At 67.0% G+C, this 22309-nt stretch carries 18 protein-coding genes; 11 read left to right on the top strand and 7 right to left on the bottom strand.

What is annotated here, in order from left to right; genetic code table 11:
• Positions 1-2: 2 nt before the first annotated feature.
• Both DES45_RS09945 and DES45_RS09940 read right to left on the bottom strand, forming a co-directional pair.
• Positions 3-815, bottom strand: a complete 813-nt coding sequence (locus DES45_RS09945; RefSeq protein ID WP_114769820.1) for an ABC transporter ATP-binding protein — start codon at positions 813-815, stop codon at positions 3-5.
• Positions 816-830: 15 nt separating this feature from the next.
• Positions 831-1871, bottom strand: a complete 1041-nt coding sequence (locus tag DES45_RS09940; protein ID WP_170151449.1) for an ABC transporter substrate-binding protein — start codon at positions 1869-1871, stop codon at positions 831-833.
• Positions 1872-2232: 361 nt separating this feature from the next.
• Here DES45_RS09940 and DES45_RS09935 point away from each other — a divergent pair, with 361 nt between their 5' ends.
• From DES45_RS09935 to DES45_RS09925, 3 genes are all read left to right on the top strand, one after another.
• The gene (locus tag DES45_RS09935) at positions 2233-2934 is read left to right on the top strand and encodes a TetR/AcrR family transcriptional regulator (protein WP_114769818.1); all 702 of its coding nucleotides are present in this window, start codon (positions 2233-2235) and stop codon (positions 2932-2934) included.
• Between the two features lie 159 nt (positions 2935-3093).
• On the top strand, positions 3094-4122 hold the full coding sequence (locus DES45_RS09930) for a mechanosensitive ion channel family protein (protein WP_114769817.1): 1029 nt from the start codon (positions 3094-3096) through the stop codon (positions 4120-4122).
• Positions 4123-4286: 164 nt separating this feature from the next.
• Positions 4287-5423 (top strand): GGDEF domain-containing protein, encoded by a 1137-nt coding sequence (locus tag DES45_RS09925; RefSeq protein ID WP_114769816.1) that lies wholly within the window; start codon positions 4287-4289, stop codon positions 5421-5423.
• A 20-nt stretch (positions 5424-5443) separates the two neighbouring features.
• Here the strand turns inward: DES45_RS09925 and DES45_RS09920 are convergent, their stop codons facing one another.
• Positions 5444-6256, bottom strand: coding sequence for a class I SAM-dependent methyltransferase (locus DES45_RS09920; protein WP_114769991.1), 813 nt, complete (start codon positions 6254-6256; stop codon positions 5444-5446).
• Positions 6257-6640: 384 nt separating this feature from the next.
• On the opposite strand from DES45_RS09920, the gene DES45_RS25370 reads away from it, so the two are divergent.
• Entirely contained in the window at positions 6641-7510 is an 870-nt protein-coding gene (locus tag DES45_RS25370; protein WP_173949315.1) for a hypothetical protein, read from the top strand.
• Positions 7511-7583: 73 nt separating this feature from the next.
• Here the strand turns inward: DES45_RS25370 and DES45_RS09910 are convergent, their stop codons facing one another.
• A complete protein-coding gene (locus tag DES45_RS09910; RefSeq protein WP_147282380.1) occupies positions 7584-8132 on the bottom strand; it encodes a hypothetical protein in 549 nt (182 codons plus the stop codon).
• 314 nt (positions 8133-8446) lie between these two features.
• Here DES45_RS09910 and aspS point away from each other — a divergent pair, with 314 nt between their 5' ends.
• From aspS to DES45_RS09895, 3 genes are read left to right on the top strand one after another with little or no spacing between them, the layout of a single operon-like run.
• Positions 8447-10255 carry an aspartate--tRNA ligase gene (gene aspS / locus DES45_RS09905; RefSeq protein ID WP_114769990.1) on the top strand — a complete coding sequence of 603 codons (1809 nt, stop codon included), beginning with the start codon at positions 8447-8449 and terminating at the stop codon, positions 10253-10255.
• A complete protein-coding gene (locus tag DES45_RS09900; protein ID WP_114769814.1) occupies positions 10252-11118 on the top strand; it encodes a glycosyltransferase family 2 protein in 867 nt (288 codons plus the stop codon). The genes aspS and DES45_RS09900 overlap by 4 nt, the downstream gene beginning before the upstream one ends.
• Before the next feature lie 44 nt (positions 11119-11162).
• Positions 11163-12209, top strand: a complete 1047-nt coding sequence (locus tag DES45_RS09895; RefSeq protein ID WP_114769989.1) for an acyltransferase family protein — start codon at positions 11163-11165, stop codon at positions 12207-12209.
• Here the strand turns inward: DES45_RS09895 and DES45_RS09890 are convergent.
• Complete coding sequence (locus DES45_RS09890) at positions 12151-12801, bottom strand: CatB-related O-acetyltransferase (RefSeq protein ID WP_114769813.1); 651 nt, start codon at positions 12799-12801, stop codon at positions 12151-12153. The genes DES45_RS09895 and DES45_RS09890 overlap by 59 nt on opposite strands.
• 105 nt (positions 12802-12906) lie before the next feature.
• On the opposite strand from DES45_RS09890, the gene DES45_RS09885 reads away from it, so the two are divergent.
• Entirely contained in the window at positions 12907-15216 is a 2310-nt protein-coding gene (locus DES45_RS09885) for an NADP-dependent malic enzyme (RefSeq protein ID WP_114769812.1), read from the top strand.
• A gap of 25 nt (positions 15217-15241) precedes the next feature.
• Here the strand turns inward: DES45_RS09885 and DES45_RS09880 are convergent, their stop codons facing one another.
• Both DES45_RS09880 and erpA read right to left on the bottom strand, forming a co-directional pair.
• Positions 15242-17095, bottom strand: coding sequence for a hypothetical protein (locus tag DES45_RS09880; RefSeq protein WP_147282379.1), 1854 nt, complete (start codon positions 17093-17095; stop codon positions 15242-15244).
• Positions 17096-17178: 83 nt separating this feature from the next.
• On the bottom strand, positions 17179-17505 hold the full coding sequence (gene erpA, locus DES45_RS09875; protein ID WP_114769810.1) for an iron-sulfur cluster insertion protein ErpA: 327 nt from the start codon (positions 17503-17505) through the stop codon (positions 17179-17181).
• A gap of 199 nt (positions 17506-17704) precedes the next feature.
• Here erpA and DES45_RS09870 point away from each other — a divergent pair, with 199 nt between their 5' ends.
• The 3 genes from DES45_RS09870 to DES45_RS09860 all read left to right on the top strand — a co-directional run bounded on the left by DES45_RS09870 (position 17705) and on the right by DES45_RS09860 (position 22268).
• Positions 17705-18913, top strand: a complete 1209-nt coding sequence (locus DES45_RS09870) for a deoxyguanosinetriphosphate triphosphohydrolase (protein ID WP_114769809.1) — start codon at positions 17705-17707, stop codon at positions 18911-18913.
• A 48-nt stretch (positions 18914-18961) separates the two neighbouring features.
• The gene (argS, locus tag DES45_RS09865; RefSeq protein ID WP_114769808.1) at positions 18962-20722 is read left to right on the top strand and encodes an arginine--tRNA ligase; all 1761 of its coding nucleotides are present in this window, start codon (positions 18962-18964) and stop codon (positions 20720-20722) included.
• Between the two features lie 106 nt (positions 20723-20828).
• Positions 20829-22268, top strand: a complete 1440-nt coding sequence (locus tag DES45_RS09860) for an SPOR domain-containing protein (protein ID WP_114769807.1) — start codon at positions 20829-20831, stop codon at positions 22266-22268.
• Positions 22269-22309 lie beyond the last annotated feature (41 nt).

The following is a 22309-nucleotide window of genomic DNA, read 5'->3' as shown; positions in this document are numbered from 1 at the left end:
GGTTAGATGTGACGGCCGAGAAGGCTGCGCACCTCGAAGATCATGTCGGCGAAGGCCGGGTCCTTCATGGTGTCGATCTCGCGCGGCCGCGGCAGCTGCACGTCCAGGACGCCGGAGACCTTGCCGGGGCGGGGCGTCATCACCACCACCTTGTCCGACAGGAATACCGCCTCGGTGATGTTGTGGGTGACGAAGATGCAGGTGATCCCGGCCGATTGCGTGATGCGCATCAGCTCGAGATTCATCGCCTCGCGGGTGAACTCGTCGAGCGCCCCGAAGGGCTCGTCCATGAGCAGGATCTCGGGCTCGTAGGTGAGCACGCGGGCCAGCGCCACGCGCTGCTGCATGCCGCCAGAGAGCTGCTTGGGATAGGCCTTGATGAAGTCCTTCAGGCCGACCGCTTCGATGACGGACCGGGCCTTCTCGCGCACGCTGTCGGGCTTCAGGCCGTAGACCTCCGCCGGCAGAAGCACGTTCGCCTCCACGGTGCGCCACGGTAGCAGCACCGCGGTCTGGAACATGAAGCCCATGCGGCGCGAGGGCGAGGTGATCGCCTCGCCGTAGAGCTCCGCCGTTCCCGAGCTCGGCGGCAGAAGGCCCGCGATGATGTTGAGCAGGGTGGACTTGCCGCAACCGCTCGGGCCGACGAAGGAGACGAAGTCGCCCTTGTTCACGGTGATGTTGACGTCCTTCAGGGCCGTGACCGGTCCTTCGGGGAGGCTGAAGATCTTCGAGATCGACCGCGTCTGGATGACCGATCTCTCGGAGGCTCCGGTGAACGGAGCCCCCACCAGTTGGAGCTTGGGATTGGGCATCAGCTGAACGTCTCGCTACTTCAGGGCGGCGCGGTCGAAGTTGTTGATGTCCTTCAGGAGCGACGAATCGAGGGCCTTCGTCAGATCCACGTCCTTGGGAAGGGCGCCTTCCTCTTCCTTTCCGGCCCGCAGGAAGTCGTGGTAGTTCTTGAAGCCTTCCGTGTAGTGGGCGCCGATCGGCTGGTCCTTGAGGGCGGGCGGCGGGGTCGTGAGAGTCTGGATCGCCTTCCAGCCGTAGGTGATGAACTTCTCGTTTTCGAACTCCTCCGGCCCGAGCTTCTTGGCCATCTGCAGGGCACGGTCCGGATTGGCCTTCACGTAGGCGATGCCCTTGGCGACCGCGCGGGTGAAGCGCACGATCTGGTCGCGCTTCTTGTTGAGGTTCTCGGCCGTGGTGGCGATGCCGTTGGCGGGGTAGAGCTGCGCGTCCGGCGGCAGGATCACCTGCATCGGATGGCCGGCGGCCTCGATCGCCGCCACGTCGAAGAGGCTGGACGAGTAGGCGTTCACCTGGCCGCTCTGAAGCGCCTGGACGGTGAGAGCTGAGCCTTCGCCGACGGGCAGGATCTTCACGTCGTTCTCGCCGAGGCCCGCCTTGCGCAGGACCGCGCGGACGAGCGGCACCTCGCCACCCGACAGCTCCGACACGCCGACGCTCTTGCCCTTGAGGTCCGCCACGGTCTTCACTGGGCCGTTTGCGGGCGTCACCAGCGTAAAGATGTTCGCGTACTCGTAGGAGAAGACCCAGCGCAGGTCGTTGCCCTGCGCGACCGCGTTCAGGAACGCGCCGGGGCTGGGAAGCGCCGCGTCGGCATTGCCGGCGATGAGCTGGCGCAGGGCGGCGCTCGAGCCGTTCGCCACCTCGAACCGGACGTCCAGGTTCTCCTGTTTGAAGTAGCCGAGCTCCTGGGCGATGTAGAACGGGTGATACTGGAGCACGCTCTTGACCGGGAACATGAACGTGAACTTGTCCTGAGCGTGCGCGGCCGCCGCGGGCAGCATCAGGGCCGCTGCAGTCGTGATAGCCGTCAGAGCACCTTTTAGCCTCTTGAACATGACCATTCCTCTCCTCGCTGCGTTGGATTGCTTGTTTTTGTTGGGGGCTCTCAACCGCCCGCATGGGCGGCCCTCTCCGGCCCCGTAGGTTCTTCCCGCCCGCGTCGCAGCCGGGTGAAGGCAACGATCATCGGGCGAGCGTCATCATTTATCAAGTGAAAACTACTTATAATTATCATATGATAAAATTCTAGCCTCTAGCCCTTTTGAGTGCCATGATGAAGGCATTCGGCCGCTTTTTGAGGCCGCTGGATCACCTCGTCTTTCTACCGGGTTGGCTTTGCGGAGCGGCCGGCATAGGAAGGCAGCCACGAGGGCTTTCGCGTCTGGCCGGAACCGGCCAGCCATTCGACGGGTCGCCATGAAGAAGATGAAGCAGGCAGAGGCCGTGGAACCGAAGCGGACCCGATTGTCGCCCGACCAGCGCCGCCAGGATTTCATCCGCAAGGCCACGGAACTCTTCTCGGAGGAGGGCTTCGACGGCGGCACCCGCGAACTCGCCCGCAAGCTCGGCGTCACGCAGCCGCTGCTCTATCGCTATTTCCCGAGCAAGGAAGAGCTGATCCGGGAGGTCTACCGCACGGTCTACATCGACCGCTGGAAGGATTCCTGGGATGACCTGCTGGCCGACCGTTCTCGGCCGATCCGCGTCAGGCTCGAGGAGTTCTATCGCGACTACACCAACACGATCTTCACCCGCGAATGGATGCGGATCTACCTGTTCTCCGGCCTCAAGGGCTTCGACCTGAACCGGTGGTATGTCGGCATGATCCAGGACCGGATCCTGGCCCGGATCGTCGAGGAGTACCGGCACGAGGCCGGGCTGCCCGCCCAGTCGCCGCCCGCGCCGGCGGAACTGGAGCTCGCCTGGGTGCTCCACAGCGGCATCTTCTATTACGGCATCCGCAAGTACATCTACGAATCGCCCGTCCTGGAGGACAAGGAGCGGGTGATCGCCAACGCCCTCGACGTCTTCCTGGAAGGGATCTCGCGGGTCTTCGGCACCGCCGTGAAGGTTCGGGCCGCCTATGGGCGCCCGACGGCCGGGGCCGTTTCCAGGTAGGCGCCCGGCTCAGAGGGCCGCCCGCACCCGGATGAACCCGCACGATCCGTCGTCGTTACCTCCTGGTCCGCGGATCGGCGGGCCGCTCGCCGTTTCCCGCCCCGGGCCGCGTCGAGGCCGCCTGCTCGCAGCCGCGACGATCAGGTTTCGGGAGACGACATGGACGACGCCATCGAGCCGACCCTTCGCAAGATCGAGCTGTTCATCGACGGCTTCTTCTGGGTGCTTCCCAACCTCGGCATCGCTCTCGTGGTGTTCGGGCTCTTTCTGGCCGGAAGCTGGGCAGCCAAGAGGGCGGTGATCGGCGTCTTCCGGCGCCGCAAGCACGACGATCTCGGGCTTCTGCTCGGCGGCTTCGCCCGCTGGGCCCTGATCCTGTTCGGCCTTCTGGTCGTGGCGACGATCGTTTTCCCCTCGGTCAAGCCCGCGAACATCATCTCGGCTCTCGGCATCGGTTCCGTCGCGATCGGCTTCGCCTTCAAGGACATCCTGCAGAACTGGCTCTCCGGCCTGCTGATCCTCTACCGGCAGCCGTTCAGGCCCAACGACCAGATCAGGTCCGGCGAGTTCGAGGGCACCGTCGAGCGCATCGATGCCCGGGCGACCCTCATCCGCACCTATGACGGGCAGCGGGTCGTCATCCCCAATGCGGACATCTACACCCGTGCGGTCACCGTGCGGACGGCTTTTCCCGAGCGTCGCTCGGAGTACGACGTCGGGATCGGCTACGGCGACGACATCGACCGGGCCTGCGACGCAATCCTGAAGGCGATCGGCTCTCTCCCGGGGGTGGAGAAGGATCCGCCGCCCGAAGCCTTCCCCTGGGCGCTCGACGCCTCGGCCGTCAACATCAGAGTGCGGTGGTGGACCGACTCCCGGCGGGCCAGCGTCGTCGCCGCGCAGGGCAGGGTCATCGCCGCCATCAAGTCCGCCCTCGCGGACAACGGGATCGATACGCCGTTCCCGACCCGGGTCGTGCTGCTTCACGACCAGACGGAGGAGACCGACGGCGACCGGTCCCGCCAGCGGGAGGGCTGGCCCGCCGGGGACAATCCGCCCCACGCCCGTCATCTGAACGAGGTCGAGATCGACCAGCGCCCCGGTTCCGAGCGAAGCGAAGGTGGCGGGCCTGCACGGCGTGGTCTCGGTCAAGCACGGAGCGAGGCCGAGAGGGCGGCTGGCGCGTGAGGATCGGCCTCCGGAGGGGCCCGCCCGCCATACCCCAAACGGGATGCGTCAATTTGGACATGCGATGAGAAGGAAAAAGAAAGCGCCAGCCAAGCTTGTGTCCTTACGGCAGGCACAGTAACCCGTTCCGCACCCTTACTGCCGCTTTTATTCTCAATGTGCTGATGGCTCTCGACCCTGCCACTCTCGGCGCCGTGTTCGTTCTGCTCTCGATCGTGCTCGGTGGCCTGCTGATCTTTTCCTGGGCGCTCAACCGTGCCGTCCAGGCACTGGCGTGGTGGGGCGGCGCCTTCTGCCTCGTCGCGATCGGAATCGCGGTCGCGAACCTGCTGCCGGGGCCCGCCGGCTATCCGACTCTGTTCGTCGCCAACGCCCTAGTGATGGTCGGCTACGGCTCCATGTATGCCGGCTGCCGGTCCTTCAATGGTCGCGGCGGCTGGGTTGCCGCAGTGCTGACCGGAGCCTGCATCTGGATGCTGGCATTCTGGCCCATCCACGACAATGCTCCGGCGCGGCTGATGGCGCTGTCCTGCCTCGCTGCCGCTTATGCGGGCCTTGCCGCATGGGAGCTCTGGCGGCACGAGGCGCGCCCGCTGGCGTCTCAGCGGGTCGCCGTGGTCCTTCTGGCGGCGCTTGCCTTCTTCAACGTCTGCCGTGGACTGCTGGGGCTTACCCTCAGCTCGATCTTCTGGATCGACGTTTTCGCCAAGCGCTGGTCGGCCGAGATGGCGCTGTTCCTCGTTGTGTACGGGCCGACGCTCGCCTTCATGTTCCTGTCCATGGCGAAGGAGCGGACCGAGTTCGACTACAAGCTCGCGGCGCTTGTCGATCCCCTGACCGGCGTGCCCAACCGGCGCGCCTTCCTGAAGAACGCCCGCGAACTGCTCTCCCGGCACGTCGGCCGGCCGGCAAGCTGCCTGCTGTTCGACCTCGACAATTTCAAGCGGGTCAACGACAACTACGGTCACGAGGCGGGCGACCGGATCCTCTCCGTTTTCGGCGAAACCCTGGCTCGGCACCTGCCGAGGCGCAGCTTCGGCCGCCTCGGGGGCGAGGAGTTCGGCGCCATCCTGCCGCTTCCGGAGCGCGACGCCGTGAAACTGGCCGAAACCGTGAGGCATGCCTTCGCGTCGAGCGGGCAGGACGCCCTCGGGTTTCGCGCCGAGGTGACGGTGAGCGTGGGCTGCGCCACGGCTGTGGATGCCGAGGCCGAGGAAATGCTCCGGCAGGCCGACATCGCGCTTTACCGGGCCAAGGACGGCGGGCGCAACGCGGTGGTGGCCCTCGCCAGGAGGGCTTGAAGCCAAGCGGCGGCCTTCGCTCAGGTGCGCCTGGCCGTCACCACGAAGGCCAGCATGGGATTCTCGAACGGGCCCGTTCCGAAGTGCTCCGCCAGCACCTCCGTCGCCCTGGTGGTGATCTCCTCGAGGCGTCCGGGCGCCCGCGCCTCGATCTCGCCCCGCAGGGGCGATCCTTGGCACAGGCCGATCACAGGGTCCTGCGGGGAGCGTACGACACTCGTCTTCTTGACCTCGTCGATCTCGACCGCCTCGAAGCCGGCCTGCTCCACCTCGCCCAGGATCCGGTCCGGATCCGCATGGCCGTAGGGCGTCCGCTCCAGGAACCGGGGTGGGTCGTCCGGGAACAGTTTCGCCACCGCGTCGGACACCGCTTCGCTGACAGGGTTGTCCGCGATCCGCCCCCAGATGTTGAACACGAAGCGGCCACCCGGCTTGAGCAGTCGCAACGCTTCCCGATAGCCCCTCGGCTTGTCGGGAAGGAACATCATGCCGAACTGGCACACGACGGCATCGAAGCTAGCGTCCTCGAAGGGCAGGGACTGCGCGTCCGCCTGCTGCCAGCGCACGTTCGGCGCGTGGATCTGCGTCATCGCGTGGTCCAGCATGGCCTGGTTGAGGTCGGTCGCGACGATCTCGGCCTCGGACGGGAGCGTTCTGGCCAAGGCCCGCGTGACGATTCCCGTCCCTGCCGCCGTCTCGAGAACCCGGCCTTGCCGGATGTCCTTCAGGCGCTCCGCCAGGTCCTGCCCGTAGGGTTCGAAGAGCAGGGGGCCGAGATAGCGGTCGTAGAGAGCCGGGATCGAGCCGGCAAAGGCCGTGTCGGTGGCGGTCATGTGCGCCTCCATCGCCGAGACGATGAGAATCGCGCGGATCCCCGGCGCGGACAAGGAGCCTTTTCGAAGAATGCGCGCTCGTCCGGTCGGAGGCGAGCGGACGCAGCCAGGATCGGCTGTGAATGTTCCGCGCTCTACTTTCGTAGTGCGCTGGATACTGATCTGCTTTGTACCAAAGCTTGTGCTGCACTGCAGTGATGAAGTATTCGCCTATACGAACGAGTAAAAATTCCTGAGCGTGGGCGGAACATCTACCCCTTTGGAACTATTCCTTCTGGTTGAGGCCCTGCGCCTGATCAGAGGAGAAGTTCTATGACAAGACTTTCCGGTTCCCGTTACAAAGAAACGTTTAGTGAGGCGGCGTTCATTCTGGCGATCGGGCTGATGACACAGCCTTCGGTTGCGCAGGTCGGCCTCGGGGGCGGGGTCAGCCTCGGCGGATCCGACGGCGTGAATGCTGGCGTCGGCGCAAGTATTGGAGGCTCCGACGGGATCTCCGCAGGGCTTGGCGCAAGTATCGGCGGCTCCGACGGTGTCAATGCCGGCGCCGGCGCCAATGTGGGCGGTTCCGGCGGGGTCACGGCCGGGGGCGGCGCTTCGATCGGCGGGTCGAGCGGCGTGAATGCCGGCGCCGGAGCCAATGTTGGGGGATCGGGCGGCGTTAGCGCCGGCCTGGGCGCGAGCGTCGGCGGCTCGGATGGCGTGAATGCCGGGGCAGGGGCGAGCCTCGGCGGGTCAAGCGGCGTGAACGCGGGCGCCGGAGCGAGCATCGGCGGGTCCGGCGGCATCGATGCGGGCGCAACCGCCAGCATCGGCGGAACCGGCGGCATCAATGCGGGGCTCGGCGCCGGCATCGGCGGAACCGGCGGCGTGAATGCCGGCGTCGGCGCCAATGTGGGCGGCTCGGGCGGCATCGACGCGAATGTCGGGATCGGCATCGGCGGCAGCGGTCGGACCTCCGGAGGCGTCCTGACGCCCGGAACACCGGGAAGCCAGCCGGCGATCGGCGGCGGCACGGCCGGCCCGAGCCGCTCGACCCGCAGCGTCACCCGCAGCAACCCGCCGACCACCGGCACGGTCACGCCGTCCCGTCCGGGCGGGCAGGGGACCCTCGCGGCCGAGCTGCGCAACATGAGCAACAGCCAGAAGCGCGAGCTGCGCCGGAGCTGCGCCACCGTCAACGCCTCGCCGGACAGCTACGAGGCGAACCTGCGCGGCCTTTGCGCCCTGCTCAACCGCATGTCCGGCCTCTGAGCCGCCCTGCCTCACAGGGCGCGGTCGGGTGAGATCGCGCCCTGTCCATGCCGCGGTGGCCTGTATCGGGGCCTCAGGCGATCGTGATCGCGGAGGCCGAGACGCTGGAGATCACGTCGGTGGTCATCACGGACATGTCGACCTCCGCAAGGGTGTTGTCCCCGGCGGCCTGGGCGCTCGCGTCGAGGGTCGCCACGTTGCCCTCGATGATCCCCGTCAGGCACGGATCGTCGTGCCAGGTCGCCCCCTCGACCGAGATCGTGCCGACAGGCAGGTCCACCGCCTCGATGTCCAGAGCGAACAGGGAGGTGGAGGACGCGATCATCGTAGTGAGGCCGCTGCTGTCGCCCGTGCCCGTGATGTTCGTGGAATGCGTGATCAGAAGGTCGGCCCCGTCGGCGGTGGCGGTGGTGTCGGCAACCGCATAGGCGTCGCCGCCCTCCGGCGACTGCGCCGTGGCCGTGAAGGTGGCCTCGGCGGTGGACCGGGTCACGGGCCCCACATCCGTCGTGGTCACCGAGATCGTGCCGCTGACGGCGGTGTTCTCGCCGACCGCGAGCGCATCGCCGCTGATCGTGGTCACGAGGTTCGTGCTGCTGGTCATCCGAGGACGGCCTCCCATGATCTTCTCCTTGGTTCGTGGCGCCAAGCGCCAAAGGACCAACTGGCCCCGGCCCCGACAGGCGAACGGACATTATGGTCGGCCGCCCGGCCGGCCAGCGGGCCGGCGCATGAGGCGGACCGCCGAAAGCAGGCCTATCCCCGCCTTTCGGCCGATCCAGGCCAAAAGGCGTAAGGAGGCGCGGCGGCCTCGCCGCAGGAGCGGCCAAGCTTCCATGGAGGCGCCATTTCGACGCTTCCGCTTGACATCCCCGGCCCCCCGTGAATGTTGCGCGAAACACCGAACCGAGCAGGCTCCTTTTCATGTCCGCCCCTCTGCACCGTTACCGTTCCCATACCTGCGGCGCGCTCCGCGAATCCGACGTCGGCGAAACCACCCGCCTGTCCGGCTGGTGCCACCGCATCCGCGACCATGGCGGCGTGCTCTTCATCGACCTGCGCGACCATTACGGCATGACGCAGTGCGTGGTGGATCCCGATTCCCCGGCCTTCAAGCTGGCCGAGACGGTGCGCTCCGAGTGGGTCATCCGCGTTGACGGCAAGGTGCGCAAGCGTCCGGCCGGCACCGAGAACCCGGACCTGCCGACCGGCATGGTCGAGGTCTACATCACCGACATGGAGGTGCTGGGCCCGGCGGCCGAGCTGCCGATGCCGGTCTTCGGCGATCAGGAATACCCGGAGGAGACCCGTCTCACCTACCGGTTCCTGGACCTGCGCCGCGAGAAGCTCCACAACAACATCATGAAGCGCACCGCCATCATCGATGCGCTGCGCGGCCGCATGAAGAACAGCGGCTTCTTCGAGTTCACGACGCCGATCCTGACGGCCTCGTCGCCGGAGGGCGCCCGCGACTTCCTGGTGCCCTCGCGCATCCACCCCGGCAAGTTCTACGCCCTGCCGCAGGCCCCGCAGCAGTTCAAGCAGCTGATCATGATCTCCGGCTTCGACCGGTACTTCCAGATCGCGCCCTGCTTCCGCGACGAGGACCCGCGCGCCGACCGCCTGCCGGGCGAGTTCTACCAGCTCGACGTGGAGATGAGCTTCGTCACGCAGGAGGACGTGTTCGCCACCATGGAGCCGGTGATCCGCGACACCTTCAAGGAGTTCGCGGACGGCAAGCCGGTGACCGAGATGTTCCCGCGCATCCCTTATTTCGAATCCATGCTGAAATACGGCAACGACAAGCCGGACCTGCGCAACCCGCTGATCATCGCCGACGTGTCGGAGGTGTTCACCCGCGAGGACGTGACCTTCAACGCGTTCAAGAACGTGATCAAGTCCGGCGGCGTCGTTCGCGCCATTCCGGCCACGGGCGCCGCGTCGCAGCCGCGCTCCTTCTTCGACAAGCTCAACGACTGGGCCCGCTCGGAAGGCGCGCCTGGCCTCGGCTATATCGTGTTCGAGGAGGAGGGCGGCCAGATCACCGGCAAAGGCCCGATCGCCAAGTTCATTCCGGAGGCGGCGCAGGCCGCCATCCGCGAGAAGGCCGGCATCAAGGCGGGCGACGCGGTGTTCTTTTCGGCCGGCGCCGAGGACAAGGCGGCCTCGCTGGCCGGCAAGGCGCGCACCCGCGTCGGCGACGAGCTCGGCCTCATCGACAAGGACCGCTACGAGTTCTGCTGGATCGTCGACTTCCCGCAATACGAGTGGAACGAGGACGAGAAGAAGATCGACTTCTCCCACAACCCGTTCTCCATGGCGAACATGAGCCATGAGGAGTTCATGGCGCTCGACCCGGCCGACAAGGACAAGATCCTCAAGATCACGGCCTTCCAGTACGACATGGTCTGCAACGGCTACGAGATGGCGTCCGGCTCGATCCGCAACCACCGTCCCGACCGGATGGTGAAGGCCTTCGAGATCGCCGGCTACGGCGAGAAGGAGGTCATGGAGCGGTTCGGCGGCATGTACCGCGCCTTCCAGTACGGCGCCCCGCCCCACGGCGGCATGGCGGCGGGCGTCGACCGCATCGTGATGCTGCTCTGCGGCGCCATCAACCTGCGCGAGATCACCCTGTTCCCGATGAACCAGAAGGCCGAGGACCTGCTGCTCGGCGCGCCCTCCGAGGTGACGCCCAAGCAGCTGCGCGAGCTGCACATCCGCCTGAACCTGCCGGAGAAATGAGCTCCGTCACGGCCATCGTCGTGGCCTTCGACAGCGCCCATGCGCTGCCGGAGTGCCTCGGCGCCCTGACGGCCGGCGGGGTGCCGGCGATCGTCGTCGACAACGCCTCGACCGACGACAGCACGGCCATCGCCGAACGGCACGGCGCGCGGGTGATCCGCAACGCCCGCAACGAGGGCTACGGCCGGGCCAACAATGCTGGCGCGCGGGCGGCGGACAGCGAGTTCATCCTCGTGGTCAACCCGGACGTGGTGGCGGACCGAGGCGCCGCCGCGGCCCTGCTCGATGCGGCTCGGCGCTACCCCGATGCGGCGTTCTTCGCGCCGCAGATCGTCGAGCCGAGCGGCCGGGTGTTCTTCCAGCCGCGCTCGCTCCTCGCCTCCTACCTCACCAACCCGACCGGAAAGCTCGTCCTGCCCGAGGGCGAGGCCTGCGCGCCGTTCTTCTCCGGGGCGTGCTTCCTCATCCGCCGCGACCTGTTCCTGACCCTCGGCGGCTTCGACGAAAACATCTTCCTGTTCTACGAGGACGACGACCTCTGCCGCCGTGTTGCGGATTCGGGCTCCGCGCTCATCTACGTGCCGCAGGCCGTGGTGCGCCACGGGCGCGGGCTCTCCAGCAAGGCGAAGCCCGGCCTCGTCTTCAAGTCGCGCTGGCACCAGGCCTGGTCGCGCGCCTATGTGAGCCGGAAATACGGGCTGCCGAACCCGGCGCCCGGCATGTTCGCCGTCAATGCCGCGAAGACGCTCGCGGCCGGTCTGTCCTTCCGCCGCAGCCTGATCGAGCGCTATGGCGGCTCCGCCGCGGGGGCGCTCGCCTTCCTGCGCGGGCAGGGGGCCCTCAGGCAGGAGGGATTGTCGTGAGATCGCCGCTCTTCGTCCCGACATCGCCGACGATCTCCACCGCCATGGCGGGCGCGAACAATTTCACGGTGCTGCGCCTCCTGCTGGCCGTTGCCGTGGTCGTCTCCCACGCCTTCAGCGTCACCACGGGCGTCGTGACGGACGAGCCGCTCGCGACCTCGACCGGCTTCACCCTCGGCGAGCATGCGGTGAACGGCTTCTTCGTGATCTCGGGATTCCTCGTGACCATGAGCTTCGACCAGCGCGGCTGGCGGGACTACGTGATCGCCCGCGCTTTACGCATCGCGCCGGGCCTGATCGTGGCGACCCTCGTGGTCGCGCTGCTGCTCGGCGCCGCCATGACGAGCCTGCCGCTCACGGCCTACGTCGAGAGCCCGGACCTGCGCCGCTTCATCGGCATGACGCTCTCGAGCTTCAAGAGCAACATTGCCCTGCCGGGGGTCTTTGCCGACAACCCGTTCAAGTTCCCGATGGGAACAGTCTGGACTCTCAAATACGAGGTCCTGTGCTATGGCGGCGTCCTGGCGTTCGGGCTTCTGGGCCTCCTGCGCTCACGGGCGGTCTCGCTCGCCCTGGTGGCGGGCCTCGCCCTGTCCCTCACGAGCCTCGACCTGCTCCGGCCGGACGCTGCCAAGAGCCTGGAGACCTCTTTACGCCTGCCGCTGATCTTCGCCTTCGGGGCGGCCCTCTACGTCTGGCGCAACCGGGCTCGCCTGTCCGGGCCGCTGGCGTTGGCGCTCCTTGTGGCCACGGCGCTCGCGGGCGGCACGTTCCTCTACAAGACGCTGCTGTTCCTCTCCACGTCATACGCGATCATGTGGCTGGCGCTCGCGCCCGTCCTGACGCGCCGGACCTACGAGCCGAAGGCCGATCTGTCCTACGGCACCTACCTCTACGGCTGGCCGGTGCAGCAGAGCCTGCATGCCCTGTTCCCGACAGCATCGGCCCTGGCGCTGCTCGTGCCGTCGCTCCTCATCACTTTCGCGGTTGCGGCGGCGTCCTGGTACGGGGTCGAGAAGCCGGCGCTCGCCCTCAAGGCGCGGACGCTGGGGCGGCGGACCCTGAAGACGATTGAGCCCGCAGCACCCTGACGGCGGCGATCAATTCGCGGATCCGGTCGCTCTGCAGCAGCGGGATCAAGGTCGCGACCTTTTCCCGGGGCAGCTCCCACCATCCGGCTTCGAGCAAGGCCGCGATGGTCGCCTCGTCGAAGCGGTAGCGGATCACTTTGGCCGGGTTGCCGCCGACGATGGCGTAGGGCGGCACGTCCTTGGTGACCACCGCATGGGCAGCCACCACCGCCCCATGCCCGATGGTCACCCCGGACAAGATGATTGCGCCCGAGCCGAGCCACACGTCATGACCGATGGTCACGTCGCCGCGCGAGGAGTGATAGTCGTCCGTCTGCGGCGCCGAGGGCCAGAGCTCGCGCAGGGCCGAGAACGGATAGGTCGTGCCCCACTCGAGCCGGTGATTGCCCCCGAGCAGGATCTCGACCTTGTCGGCGATGGAGCAGTAGCGCCCGATGGTGAGCTTCCTGCCCGATTCCGGGAACCGAACCTTGGGCTTGCCGTAGGAGGATTCCCCGATGTCGTAGCCGTGGCGGGAGGCCATGCGGGCTAGGTGGATTCGGGTCTGGTTGTGGGGATTGCGCCAGTTCTTCAGGCGGTGACGCAGGTTCATTGCATGGCACCCATGACGTGACAACGGCGTTGACGGCACCAGACAAGACGCGCACAAGAGCCGCTCGAATAGTCACGACGGTTTTTGGCGCGGGGAGCGTTTGGGATGGCTGACAACATCTCGCAGGATCTGAAATCGGGAGCGATCTTCTACCACCGCCACCCACGACCCGGAAAGCTCGAGATCCAGCCGACCAAGCCCCTCGGCAACCAGCGCGACCTCGCGCTCGCCTACACCCCCGGCGTCGCCGCTCCCTGCGAGGCCATCGCGGCCGATCCGCTCGAAGCCGCGAACCTCACCTCCCGCCAGAACCTGGTGGCCGTGATCTCCAACGGCACGGCGGTGCTGGGCCTGGGCAACATCGGCCCCCTCGCGTCCAAGCCCGTCATGGAAGGCAAGGCGGTCCTGTTCAAGAAGTTCTCCGGCATCGACGTGTTCGACATCGAGGTCGCCGAGAACGAGGTCGACAAGCTCGTGGAGGTCATTGCGGCCCTGGAGCCGACCTTCGGGGGCATCAACCTCGAGGACATCAAGGCGCCCGAGTGCTTCGAGGTCGAGGAGCGCCTGAAGGCCCGGATGGCCATCCCGGTCTTCCACGACGACCAGCACGGCACCGCCATCATCGTCGGGGCTGCCGTGACCAACGCCCTGGAGCTCGCCGGCAAGAACATCGAGGACGTGAAGATCGTCGCTTCCGGCGCGGGCGCGGCGGCGCTCGCCTGCCTCAACCTGCTCGTGTCCCTCGGGGCACGGCGCGAGAACATCTGGGTCTCCGACATCGAGGGCGTGGTCTATGAGGGCCGAGAGAAGCTCATGGACCGGTGGAAGTCGGTTTATGCGCAGAAGACCGACGCGCGGACGCTGTCCGACATCATAACCGATGCGGACGTCTTCCTCGGCGTGTCCGCCGGAGGTGTCCTCAAACCCGAGATGCTGGCCAAGATGGCTCCGCGCCCGCTGATCATGGCGCTCGCCAATCCGTATCCGGAGATCATGCCCGACGAGGCGGAGGCCGCGCGGCCCGACGCCATGATCTGCACCGGCCGCTCCGACTTCCCGAACCAGGTCAACAACGTCCTGTGCTTTCCTTACATCTTCCGCGGGGCGCTCGATGTCGGCGCGACGCAGATCAACGAGGAGATGAAGGCGGCGGCCGTGAAGGCCATTGCGGGCTTGGCCCGCGAGGCTCCGTCCGAGGTCGTGGCCCGCGCCTATGGCGGCGAGGCCCATCCCTTCGGCCGCAAGTCCCTGATCCCGAGCCCGTTCGACCCGCGCCTGATCCTGCGGATCGCCCCCGCGGTCGCCAAGGCCGCCATGGATTCCGGCGTCGCCACCCGGCCGCTGGAGGATCTCGAGGCCTATGCGGATTCCCTGACGCGCTTCGTCTTCCGCTCCGGCTTCATCATGAAGCCGCTCTTCTCCCAGGCGAAGGCCAACCCCAAGCGGGTGATCTACGCCGAGGGCGAGGACGAGCGGGTGCTGCGCGCCGTCCAGGTCATCGCCGAGGAGGGGCTCGCCCGGCCGATCCTGATCGGTCGCCCGAGCGTGGTCGAGGCCCGCATCAAGCGCTTCGGCCTGTCGATGGAGATCGGCCGGCATTTCGAGCTGGTGAACCCGGAGGACGATCCGCGCTACCGCGAATACGTTGCCTGCTACGTGGAGGCCGCCGGCCGCAAGGGCATCACGCCCGATGCCGCGAAGACGTTGGTGCGCACCAACACCACCGTGATCGGCGCGGTGGCGGTGAAGCGCGGCGACGCGGACGCCCTGATCTGCGGCCTCGAAGGCCGGTTCCAGTCGCGCCTGAAGCACATCAAGGACATTATCGGCCTGGCGCCGGGCGTCCACGAGATGGCCGCGCTCTCGCTCGTGATCTCGTCCAAGGGCGCCTACTTCCTGGCCGACACGCACGTGCAGCACGATCCCAGCGCCGAGCAGATCGCCGAGATGACGGTCGCGTGCGCCAGCCACGTGCGGCGCTTCGGCATCGAGCCAAAGATTGCGCTCCTGTCCCACAGCGACTTCGGGGCCGCCGACACCAAGTCGGCCGTGAAGATGCGCACGGCCCTGGGCCTCATCAACCAGATCGCACCCGATCTCGAGGTCGACGGCGAGATGCAGGCGGATTCGGCCCTCTCGGAACTCGTCCGCGAGCGCGTCTATCCGGCCTCGCGCCTCAAGGGCGAGGCGAACGTGCTCATCATGCCGAACCTGGACGCTGCCAACATCGCGTTCCAGTTCACCAAGATCCTGGCGGATTCGCTCCCCGTGGGCCCGATCCTGATCGGTCCCGCCAAGCCCGCCCACATCCTGACGCCGTCGGTGACCGCACGGGGCATCGTCAACCTCACGGCCATAGCGGTGGTCGAGGCGCAGGCGGCCGAGCAGGACGAGGTCCAGCCGAAGCTGATCTGACGGACGGCGCGATTGCGCCGCCGCGCTACTCCACCTTCGCGGTGATGTTGAGCTTCCTGAGGGCGTCGGCGGGTTCGGTCAGGGTCATCAGGTCGGCGACGCCGAGGCCGTTGGGGTCCTTGGCCTGGGCGTTGATGGTCAGACGGCCGGGTTTGGCGATGAAGCGCGCGATGGCCTGGCTCAGGGTCTTGGCCTGGTCCGAATTGCCGATGATCGCCGGAATCGCGACCGCCGCGGCCGTGCCGTAGGTCCGGCGCAGGGATTCGGGCGTCGTCTTCTGCTCCTTGGCGGTCTTGTCAAGATAGCGCTCGAAGAGCCCGGCATTCTGCACGGTCAGGTCGACGGACTTCGCCTTCGCATCCACGAGCGCCACCGAGGCGACCGCCGTGTCGGGATCGAACACGTCCCGGCTCACGTTGCTTAAGGTTCCCGTCAGGTTGACGCTGCCCATGTCCCGGCCCTCGGCCGAAACCTCGCGCAGCGTCAGCTCGCTGGTCACCTCGTTCCAGCTCGCGGCCAGCATGAAGGACAGGTCCAGGTTCTGGTAGCCGAGGGCGATGAGGTCCTTGATCCCGTCCTCCTGGCTCTCGGCCGGAAGCGCCATGGCGAGGTTTCGGAAGCCGAGGCGGATGTTCGTCGGAACCGCCTTGAAGGGCTGGTCCGCCGTGAACTCGAACTCCCTGACCGTGGCTTTCACGCGGTCGGGCTTCCGGCCCTCGTCCTTGTTAAGGGTGTCGATGTCGATCCCGGCGACCCGCAACGTGCCGAGGGTCGGCAGCAGGGCGCGCATCGCCGTCGGGTCGAGCTCCCGCAGCGCCTCGGGAGAGGTCGATTTCAGGGCTTCGAGGGTCGGCTTGATGGAAAATCCCGTCAGGCTCAGGGTCTCGATCCTGACCGCGCCGTTCTTGTCGGCGACCTCGAAGCCTTCGGCGCGGGCATCGGCCGGTTGGGAGCCCGTCGCCGCCGTGTAGGCCAGACGCCTGATGCGGCCCGTCGATCCCTCCGACACATCCTTCAGCTCGAACCCACTGGCCTCGACGTGCCCGATGTCGAAGGCGGTCAGGAACTCGGCGAGGACGGAGACGAAGCGGGCCTCCTCGTCGGCCGAAAGGTCGTCCTTCGCCCCGAGCTGGGCGAAGAGCTCGGTCGTCCCGGCCCAGGAATCCTTTGTCGGGCGGCCCATGAAATCCCGGCCTTCGATGCGGGCGACCTTGATCGATGCCCCGTCCTTGTCGACCAGGTTGATGTCGTCGATGGAAAAGGCCCCATGGATGCGGGCGAGGGGGGCGGACGCATCGCTCGCCTTGGTCTCGTAGAGGCGGGTGAAGGTCGGAAGGTCCACGTCGCTGACGGTCATCCGCCCGTAGCTGACGGAGAAAGTGGTCCTGCTGTCAGAAATCGCGGCGCCGGTCGTTTCCGCACTGGCCTGGCCGATACGGCCCTGAACGATGTCGGTCAGGACGACGTTGCGGTGCGTGGTCTCCTGCGTCTCTGGCCCGATCGTCTGCCGGACCCTCAGCTCGGGAATCGAAATCTGCCGCGCGCTCACCTTGGCCAGGCGTTCGGCGAAGGGCTGCGACGACGAAGATGAGAGCAGGGCCTCGATGTCGGCCCGGGACGAGGTGACCCCTGCCAGATCGATCCGCTTGGCCTCGTAGGTGGCCGAGCCGAAGCCGAAGCGGACGTTCTCCAGGCTGAACGTCTCGGGCGTCTGCGCAAGGGCCGCGCTCCAGAGCGGAACACGAACGGCTCCGACGGAGAGGTGCCGGCCGTCGCTGCCGACCACGAGGTCAGGGACGACCGCGGGCTCGAATTGCAAGGCGGCCGTGCCGGCCAGGAGAGCCAGGGCGCACACGCCCGAACGATGAAGGAGCCGCATGATGTTCCTCGGGGCCAAGGGAAGGCCCGACCTCATAGCCGTTTTGCCCAGGCGATGGAATATCGGTGCGTGCCGCGCCGGCCTCAGAGCGAGAAGGAAGTCCCGCAGCCGCAGGAGGCGGTGGCGTGCGGGTTCTCGATCTTGAAGGACTGGCCGATCAGGTCGTCCACGAAGTCGATGACGGAGCCGTCCATGTACTGGATCGAGACCTCGTCCACGAGCACGGCGGCCCCGTCCCGCTCGATCACCAGATCGTCGTCCTGCCGGGTGCGGTCCACGTCGAAGGCGTACTGGAACCCGGAGCAGCCTCCGCCATTGACGCTGATTCTCAGCATCGAGCCGGCCGGCTCCGAGGCCATGATCTCGTTGATGCGGCGGGCGGCGCGTTCGGTGAGGGTGATTCCAGGCATTCGTGCATCCAGTCCGTGGTAGTCTTGGACAACCGTTCAAGCATCGGACCCAAAAGTGGATTTGCACTTTTGGGACCCATCCGATGCTCTATCGTCAAGCGGCGCATCGTCAATGCGGAAAACCGGGTCCACTTTTCCGCACGATGCGCTAAGAGCAAGGTAAGTGCGCCCTGACAAGGCTTCAACCCGAGGATGACCCGTGCGGCCGTTTGGCGAACGATGGCGAGCCCCCTATGCCTGCGATCCCTGGGCGAGCCGGGGACGGCTCTTCCCCGAGCCGGTCTCCCCGACCCGGAGCGAGTTCCAGCGCGACCGGGACCGGATCATCCATTCCTCGGCCTTCCGGCGCCTGAAGCACAAGACGCAGGTCTTCGTCTATCACGAGGGCGACCATTTCCGCACCCGCCTGACCCACACGATCGAGGTGAGCCAGATCGCCCGGGCGCTCGCCCGCTCGCTCGGCCTCGACGAGGATCTGGCCGAGACGCTCGCCCTGTCCCACGACCTCGGCCATACGCCCTTCGGCCACACGGGAGAGGACACTCTCGACGAGTGCATGGCAGGCTTCGGCGGGTTCGACCACAACGCCCAGGCGCTCAGGGTCGTGACCCGGCTCGAGCGGCGCTACGCGGATTATGACGGGCTGAACCTGACCTGGGAGACCTTGGAGGGGCTGGTCAAGCACAACGGTCCGCTCTTGGACGTGGACGGCAACCCGACCCTGAAATATGCCGAGCGCGGCGTCCCCCTGGCGATCCTGGAATACAACGCCCTGCAGGACCTCCAGCTCGCGACTTACGCCAGCGGCGAGGCCCAGGCCGCGGCGATCGCCGACGACATCGCCTACGACGCTCACGATATCGACGACGGCCTCCGCGCCGGTCTCTTCCGGATCGACGAGCTGCGGGCGGTGCCGTTCCTCGACGAGCTGCTCAGGGAGATCGACGACCGCTATCCGGGCCTCGAGCTTTCCCGGCGCATCCATGAGCTCACACGGCGGGTGATCACGCGGTTCGTCGAGAACGTGCTGGCCGAGGGCGACCGGAGAATCGCTGCCCTGAATCCGTCGAGCGCCGACGACATCCGGCAAGCCGGCCGAACGGTGATCTGCTTCTGCGACGGGATCACCAAGGCCGATGCGGAGATCAAGCGCTTCCTCTACGCCCACATGTACCGGCATCCCAAGGTGATGAAGGTCCGGGCCGAGGCGGACGACGTGTTGCGGGACCTCTTCCGCAAGTTCAAGGCCGAGCCGGACCTGATGCCGGAGGAATGGCGCGCCGACCTTCCGAAGGACGACGAGCCCCGCCTGGCGAGGCGTGTGGCCGACTATATCGCCGGGATGACGGACCGCTATGCCATCCTGGAACACCAGCGTCTGTTTGACGTGACCCCGGACTTGAGGTAGGCGCGCCTCAGCTTTCAGGGCTGCGGCCCTTTCGAGATAAGAAGTACCATGAACATCTTCGGGCTGTTTGAGAAGCGAGTGGCGGATGCGCTTGGCCGGCTGGCCGAGGCGGGCAAGATCCCGGCGGGGCTGGACGCGAGCCGCGTCGTCGTGGAGCCGCCGCGCGATCCCTCGCACGGGGACCTCGCCACCAATGCCGCCATGGTGCTGGCCAAGGAGGCGCGGATGAACCCGCGCGCCCTGGCGGATCTCCTCGTTGCGGACCTCCAGGATGATCCCCGCGTCACCAAGCTGGACGTGGCCGGGCCCGGCTTCATCAACATCCGCCTCGCGCCGGAGGTGCTCCACCAGGTCCTGCGCGCCGCCGTGGTCGACAGCGAAGGCTTCGGCCGGAGCGGGCAGGGGGCGGGCGCAGCCGTCAACGTCGAGTACGTTTCCGCCAACCCGACTGGCCCCATGCATGTGGGCCACGGCCGCGGCGCAGTCTTCGGGGACGCGCTTGCGTCCCTGCTCGGCTTCGCGGGCTACAAGGTCGCCCGTGAGTACTACATCAACGATGCCGGCGCCCAGGTCGACGTCCTCGCCCGCTCCGCCTATCTCCGCTACAGGGAGGCCCTCGGGCAGGATATCGGGGCCATCCCCGAAGGCCTTTATCCGGGCGACTACCTCAAGCCGGTCGGCGAGCGGCTGGCGCGGGAGCACGGGACCAGCCTCCTCGACAAGCCCGAATCCGAGTGGCTGCCCCTCGTCCGCGAAGTCTCCATCAGCTCCATGATGGACATGATCCGCACCGATCTGGCGGCCCTCAACATCCACCACGACGTGTTCTTCTCGGAGCGGTCCCTGCAGCAGGACAATGGCGGCGAGGTGGCCAAGACCATCGACGAGCTGCGATCCCGCGACCTCGTCTATATGGGTCGCCTGCCGCCGCCCAAGGGCCAGAAGGACGAGGACTGGGAGGACCGGGAGCAGCTCCTGTTCCGCGCCACCGCCTTCGGGGACGAAGTCGACCGGCCGCTCCTGAAGTCGGACGGCTCCTTCACCTATTTCGCCTCCGACATTGCCTATCACCGCTCCAAGTTCGAGCGCGGCTTCGCCACCATGATCGACGTCTGGGGCGCCGACCATGGCGGTTACGTCAAGCGCATGCAGGCGGCCGTGAAGGCCGTGACGGACAACAAGGGCGAACTCGACGTCAAGCTCTGCCAGCTGGTCAAGCTTCTGCGCGGCGGCGAGCCCGTGAAGATGTCGAAGCGTGCCGGCGACTTTGTGACGCTGCGTGATGTCGTCGATGAGGTTGGACGCGACGCAGTCCGCTTCATGATGATTTTCCGCAAGAACGACGCGACCTTGGACTTCGATCTTGCCAAGGTGGTCGAGCAGTCGAAGGACAATCCGGTCTTCTACGTCCAGTACGCCCATGCCCGCTGCGCCTCCGTGTTCCGGCAGGCCGCGGAAGCTTTCCCGGGAGCGAACTTTTCAGCGCAAGAACTTGAAAAAGCGGACCTTTCGATCCTATCTGACGAAGCGGAGATGGATCTCATCCACCGGATCGCCCAGTATCCGCGGATGATCGAGGCGGCCGCGGAGGCTCACGAGCCACATCGGGTGGCGTTCTACCTCTACGACGTGGCCAGTGCCTTCCATTCCTTATGGAACAAGGGCAAAGACTTGCCGCAATTACGCTTTGTTAATCAAACTGATAAAGAGTCAACGAAAGCGAGGCTCGCTTTGGTCCATGCCCTCAGGGGCGTGCTGGCATCCGGCCTCGCCATCCTGGGCGTCACGGCACCCAACGAGATGCGCTGACGGTTTCAGAAGGCGGGTTGACCGCTTCTGGCCATCTGCGCAGGGTTCCGTTACGTTGTGACAAGGGGCGGGTGCGCTCCTGTTGAGTAACCGGAGGTCCGGCGCAATGAGCGAATCAGTGAAGCCCCGTTTTGCCGTCGATCTGAACGAGATCGAGCGGCAGATCGCCCAGGCGCAAGGCGCCCCCTCTCAATCGGCCCCCGCCACGCGGAGCGATCCGCTGGCGGAGCTGGCCCGCATCGTGGGCCAGGACGATCCCTTCCAGTCCCTGCTGGCGAACGATCGCCCGGCCAGGCCGCGCAACCAGGCCAATGCGGGGCTGGATGACCTCTTCGCCACCCGCGACGAGCCGGCGCCCCCCAACGTGGCCCATTTCCCGGTTCGCCACGCGGCTCCTGCCGCGCCGGCCTATCACCACGACGATTACGCGCCCAGCGCTGCTCCCCCGGCCCAGCCGGCCTATGCCTACCAGGAGCCCGCCCACCAGGCCCAGGGCCACGACGGCTACGCGAACGAGGCCTATGACCAGGGCTTCTACGACGACCAGGACGGCCAGAGCTATGAGCCGGCCGACCAGATGGACTATGCGCCTCAGGAGAAGCCCCGCTCCCGCAAGGGCCTCATCCTCGTCGGCGCGCTGGTCGGCGCCGTGGTGGTCGGCGGTGGCGGCGCCTACCTCCTGGGCGGCAATTCCACTTCGTTCTCGGGCGGGCAGCCGCCCCTGATCGCGGCCTCGAACGAGCCGATCAAGGTGCAGCCGCAGAATCCAGGCGGGGTCGAGATCCCGAACCAGAACAAGCAGATCTACGAACGCGCCAACCAGACCGACACCAAGGTGGTCAGCCACGAGGAGCAGCCCGTCGACGTCAAGCAGGCGGTGCGGATGAACTCCGGCGAGTCCACGGGGGCGACCAATGCCGGCCAGGGGGCCCGTCAGCCGTCGAACGGCATGAACCTGGGCGAGCCGCGCAAGGTCCGCACGGTGACGATCCGTCCGGACGGCAGCACGGTCCAGCCCGAAACGGTCCATGCCCGGGCGCCTGCGGCGGCGCTGCCGACCATGTCGCTTCCGGCGGCGGCTCAGGCCAATGCTCCGGCTCCGAGGCCGGCGCCTCAGGCGGTCGCCAGCACCCCCGCCGCTGCTCCCGCGACACCGGCTCCGAAGCCCGCATCGGCTGCGACCCCTGCTCCGGCCGCGTCCACTCCGGCTCCCGCAGCCTCGACTCCGGCAAGCGGCGCATCGCCGCAGCGGGTCGCTTCGGCCCAGCCGGTGGCGGTCGCTCCGGCCGCGGCATCCGAGGCCACCGGCGGCTTTGCGGTCCAGCTCGGCGTCAGCGGTTCCGAGGGCGACGCCCAGGCGGCCTTCGATCGCTTCCAGAAGAAGTTCTCGGACCTGGAAGGAAAGCCGGCTTTGATCCGCAAGGCCGAGGTGAACGGCAACACCGTCTATCGCGTCCGCGTCGGCCCCATGTCCCGTGACGAGGCTTCGTCCCTGTGCTCCAAGCTCCAGGGACAGGGCGGCCAGTGCTTCGTGGCGAAGAACTAAGGCGGGACAAGCCGCTTGGGACTTCTTGACCCTGCCCGGCA

This window comes from Microvirga subterranea, from assembly GCF_003350535.1.
Classification (GTDB): domain Bacteria; phylum Pseudomonadota; class Alphaproteobacteria; order Rhizobiales; family Beijerinckiaceae; genus Microvirga; species Microvirga subterranea.
This window is presented reverse-complemented; position numbering and strand designations above follow the sequence as displayed.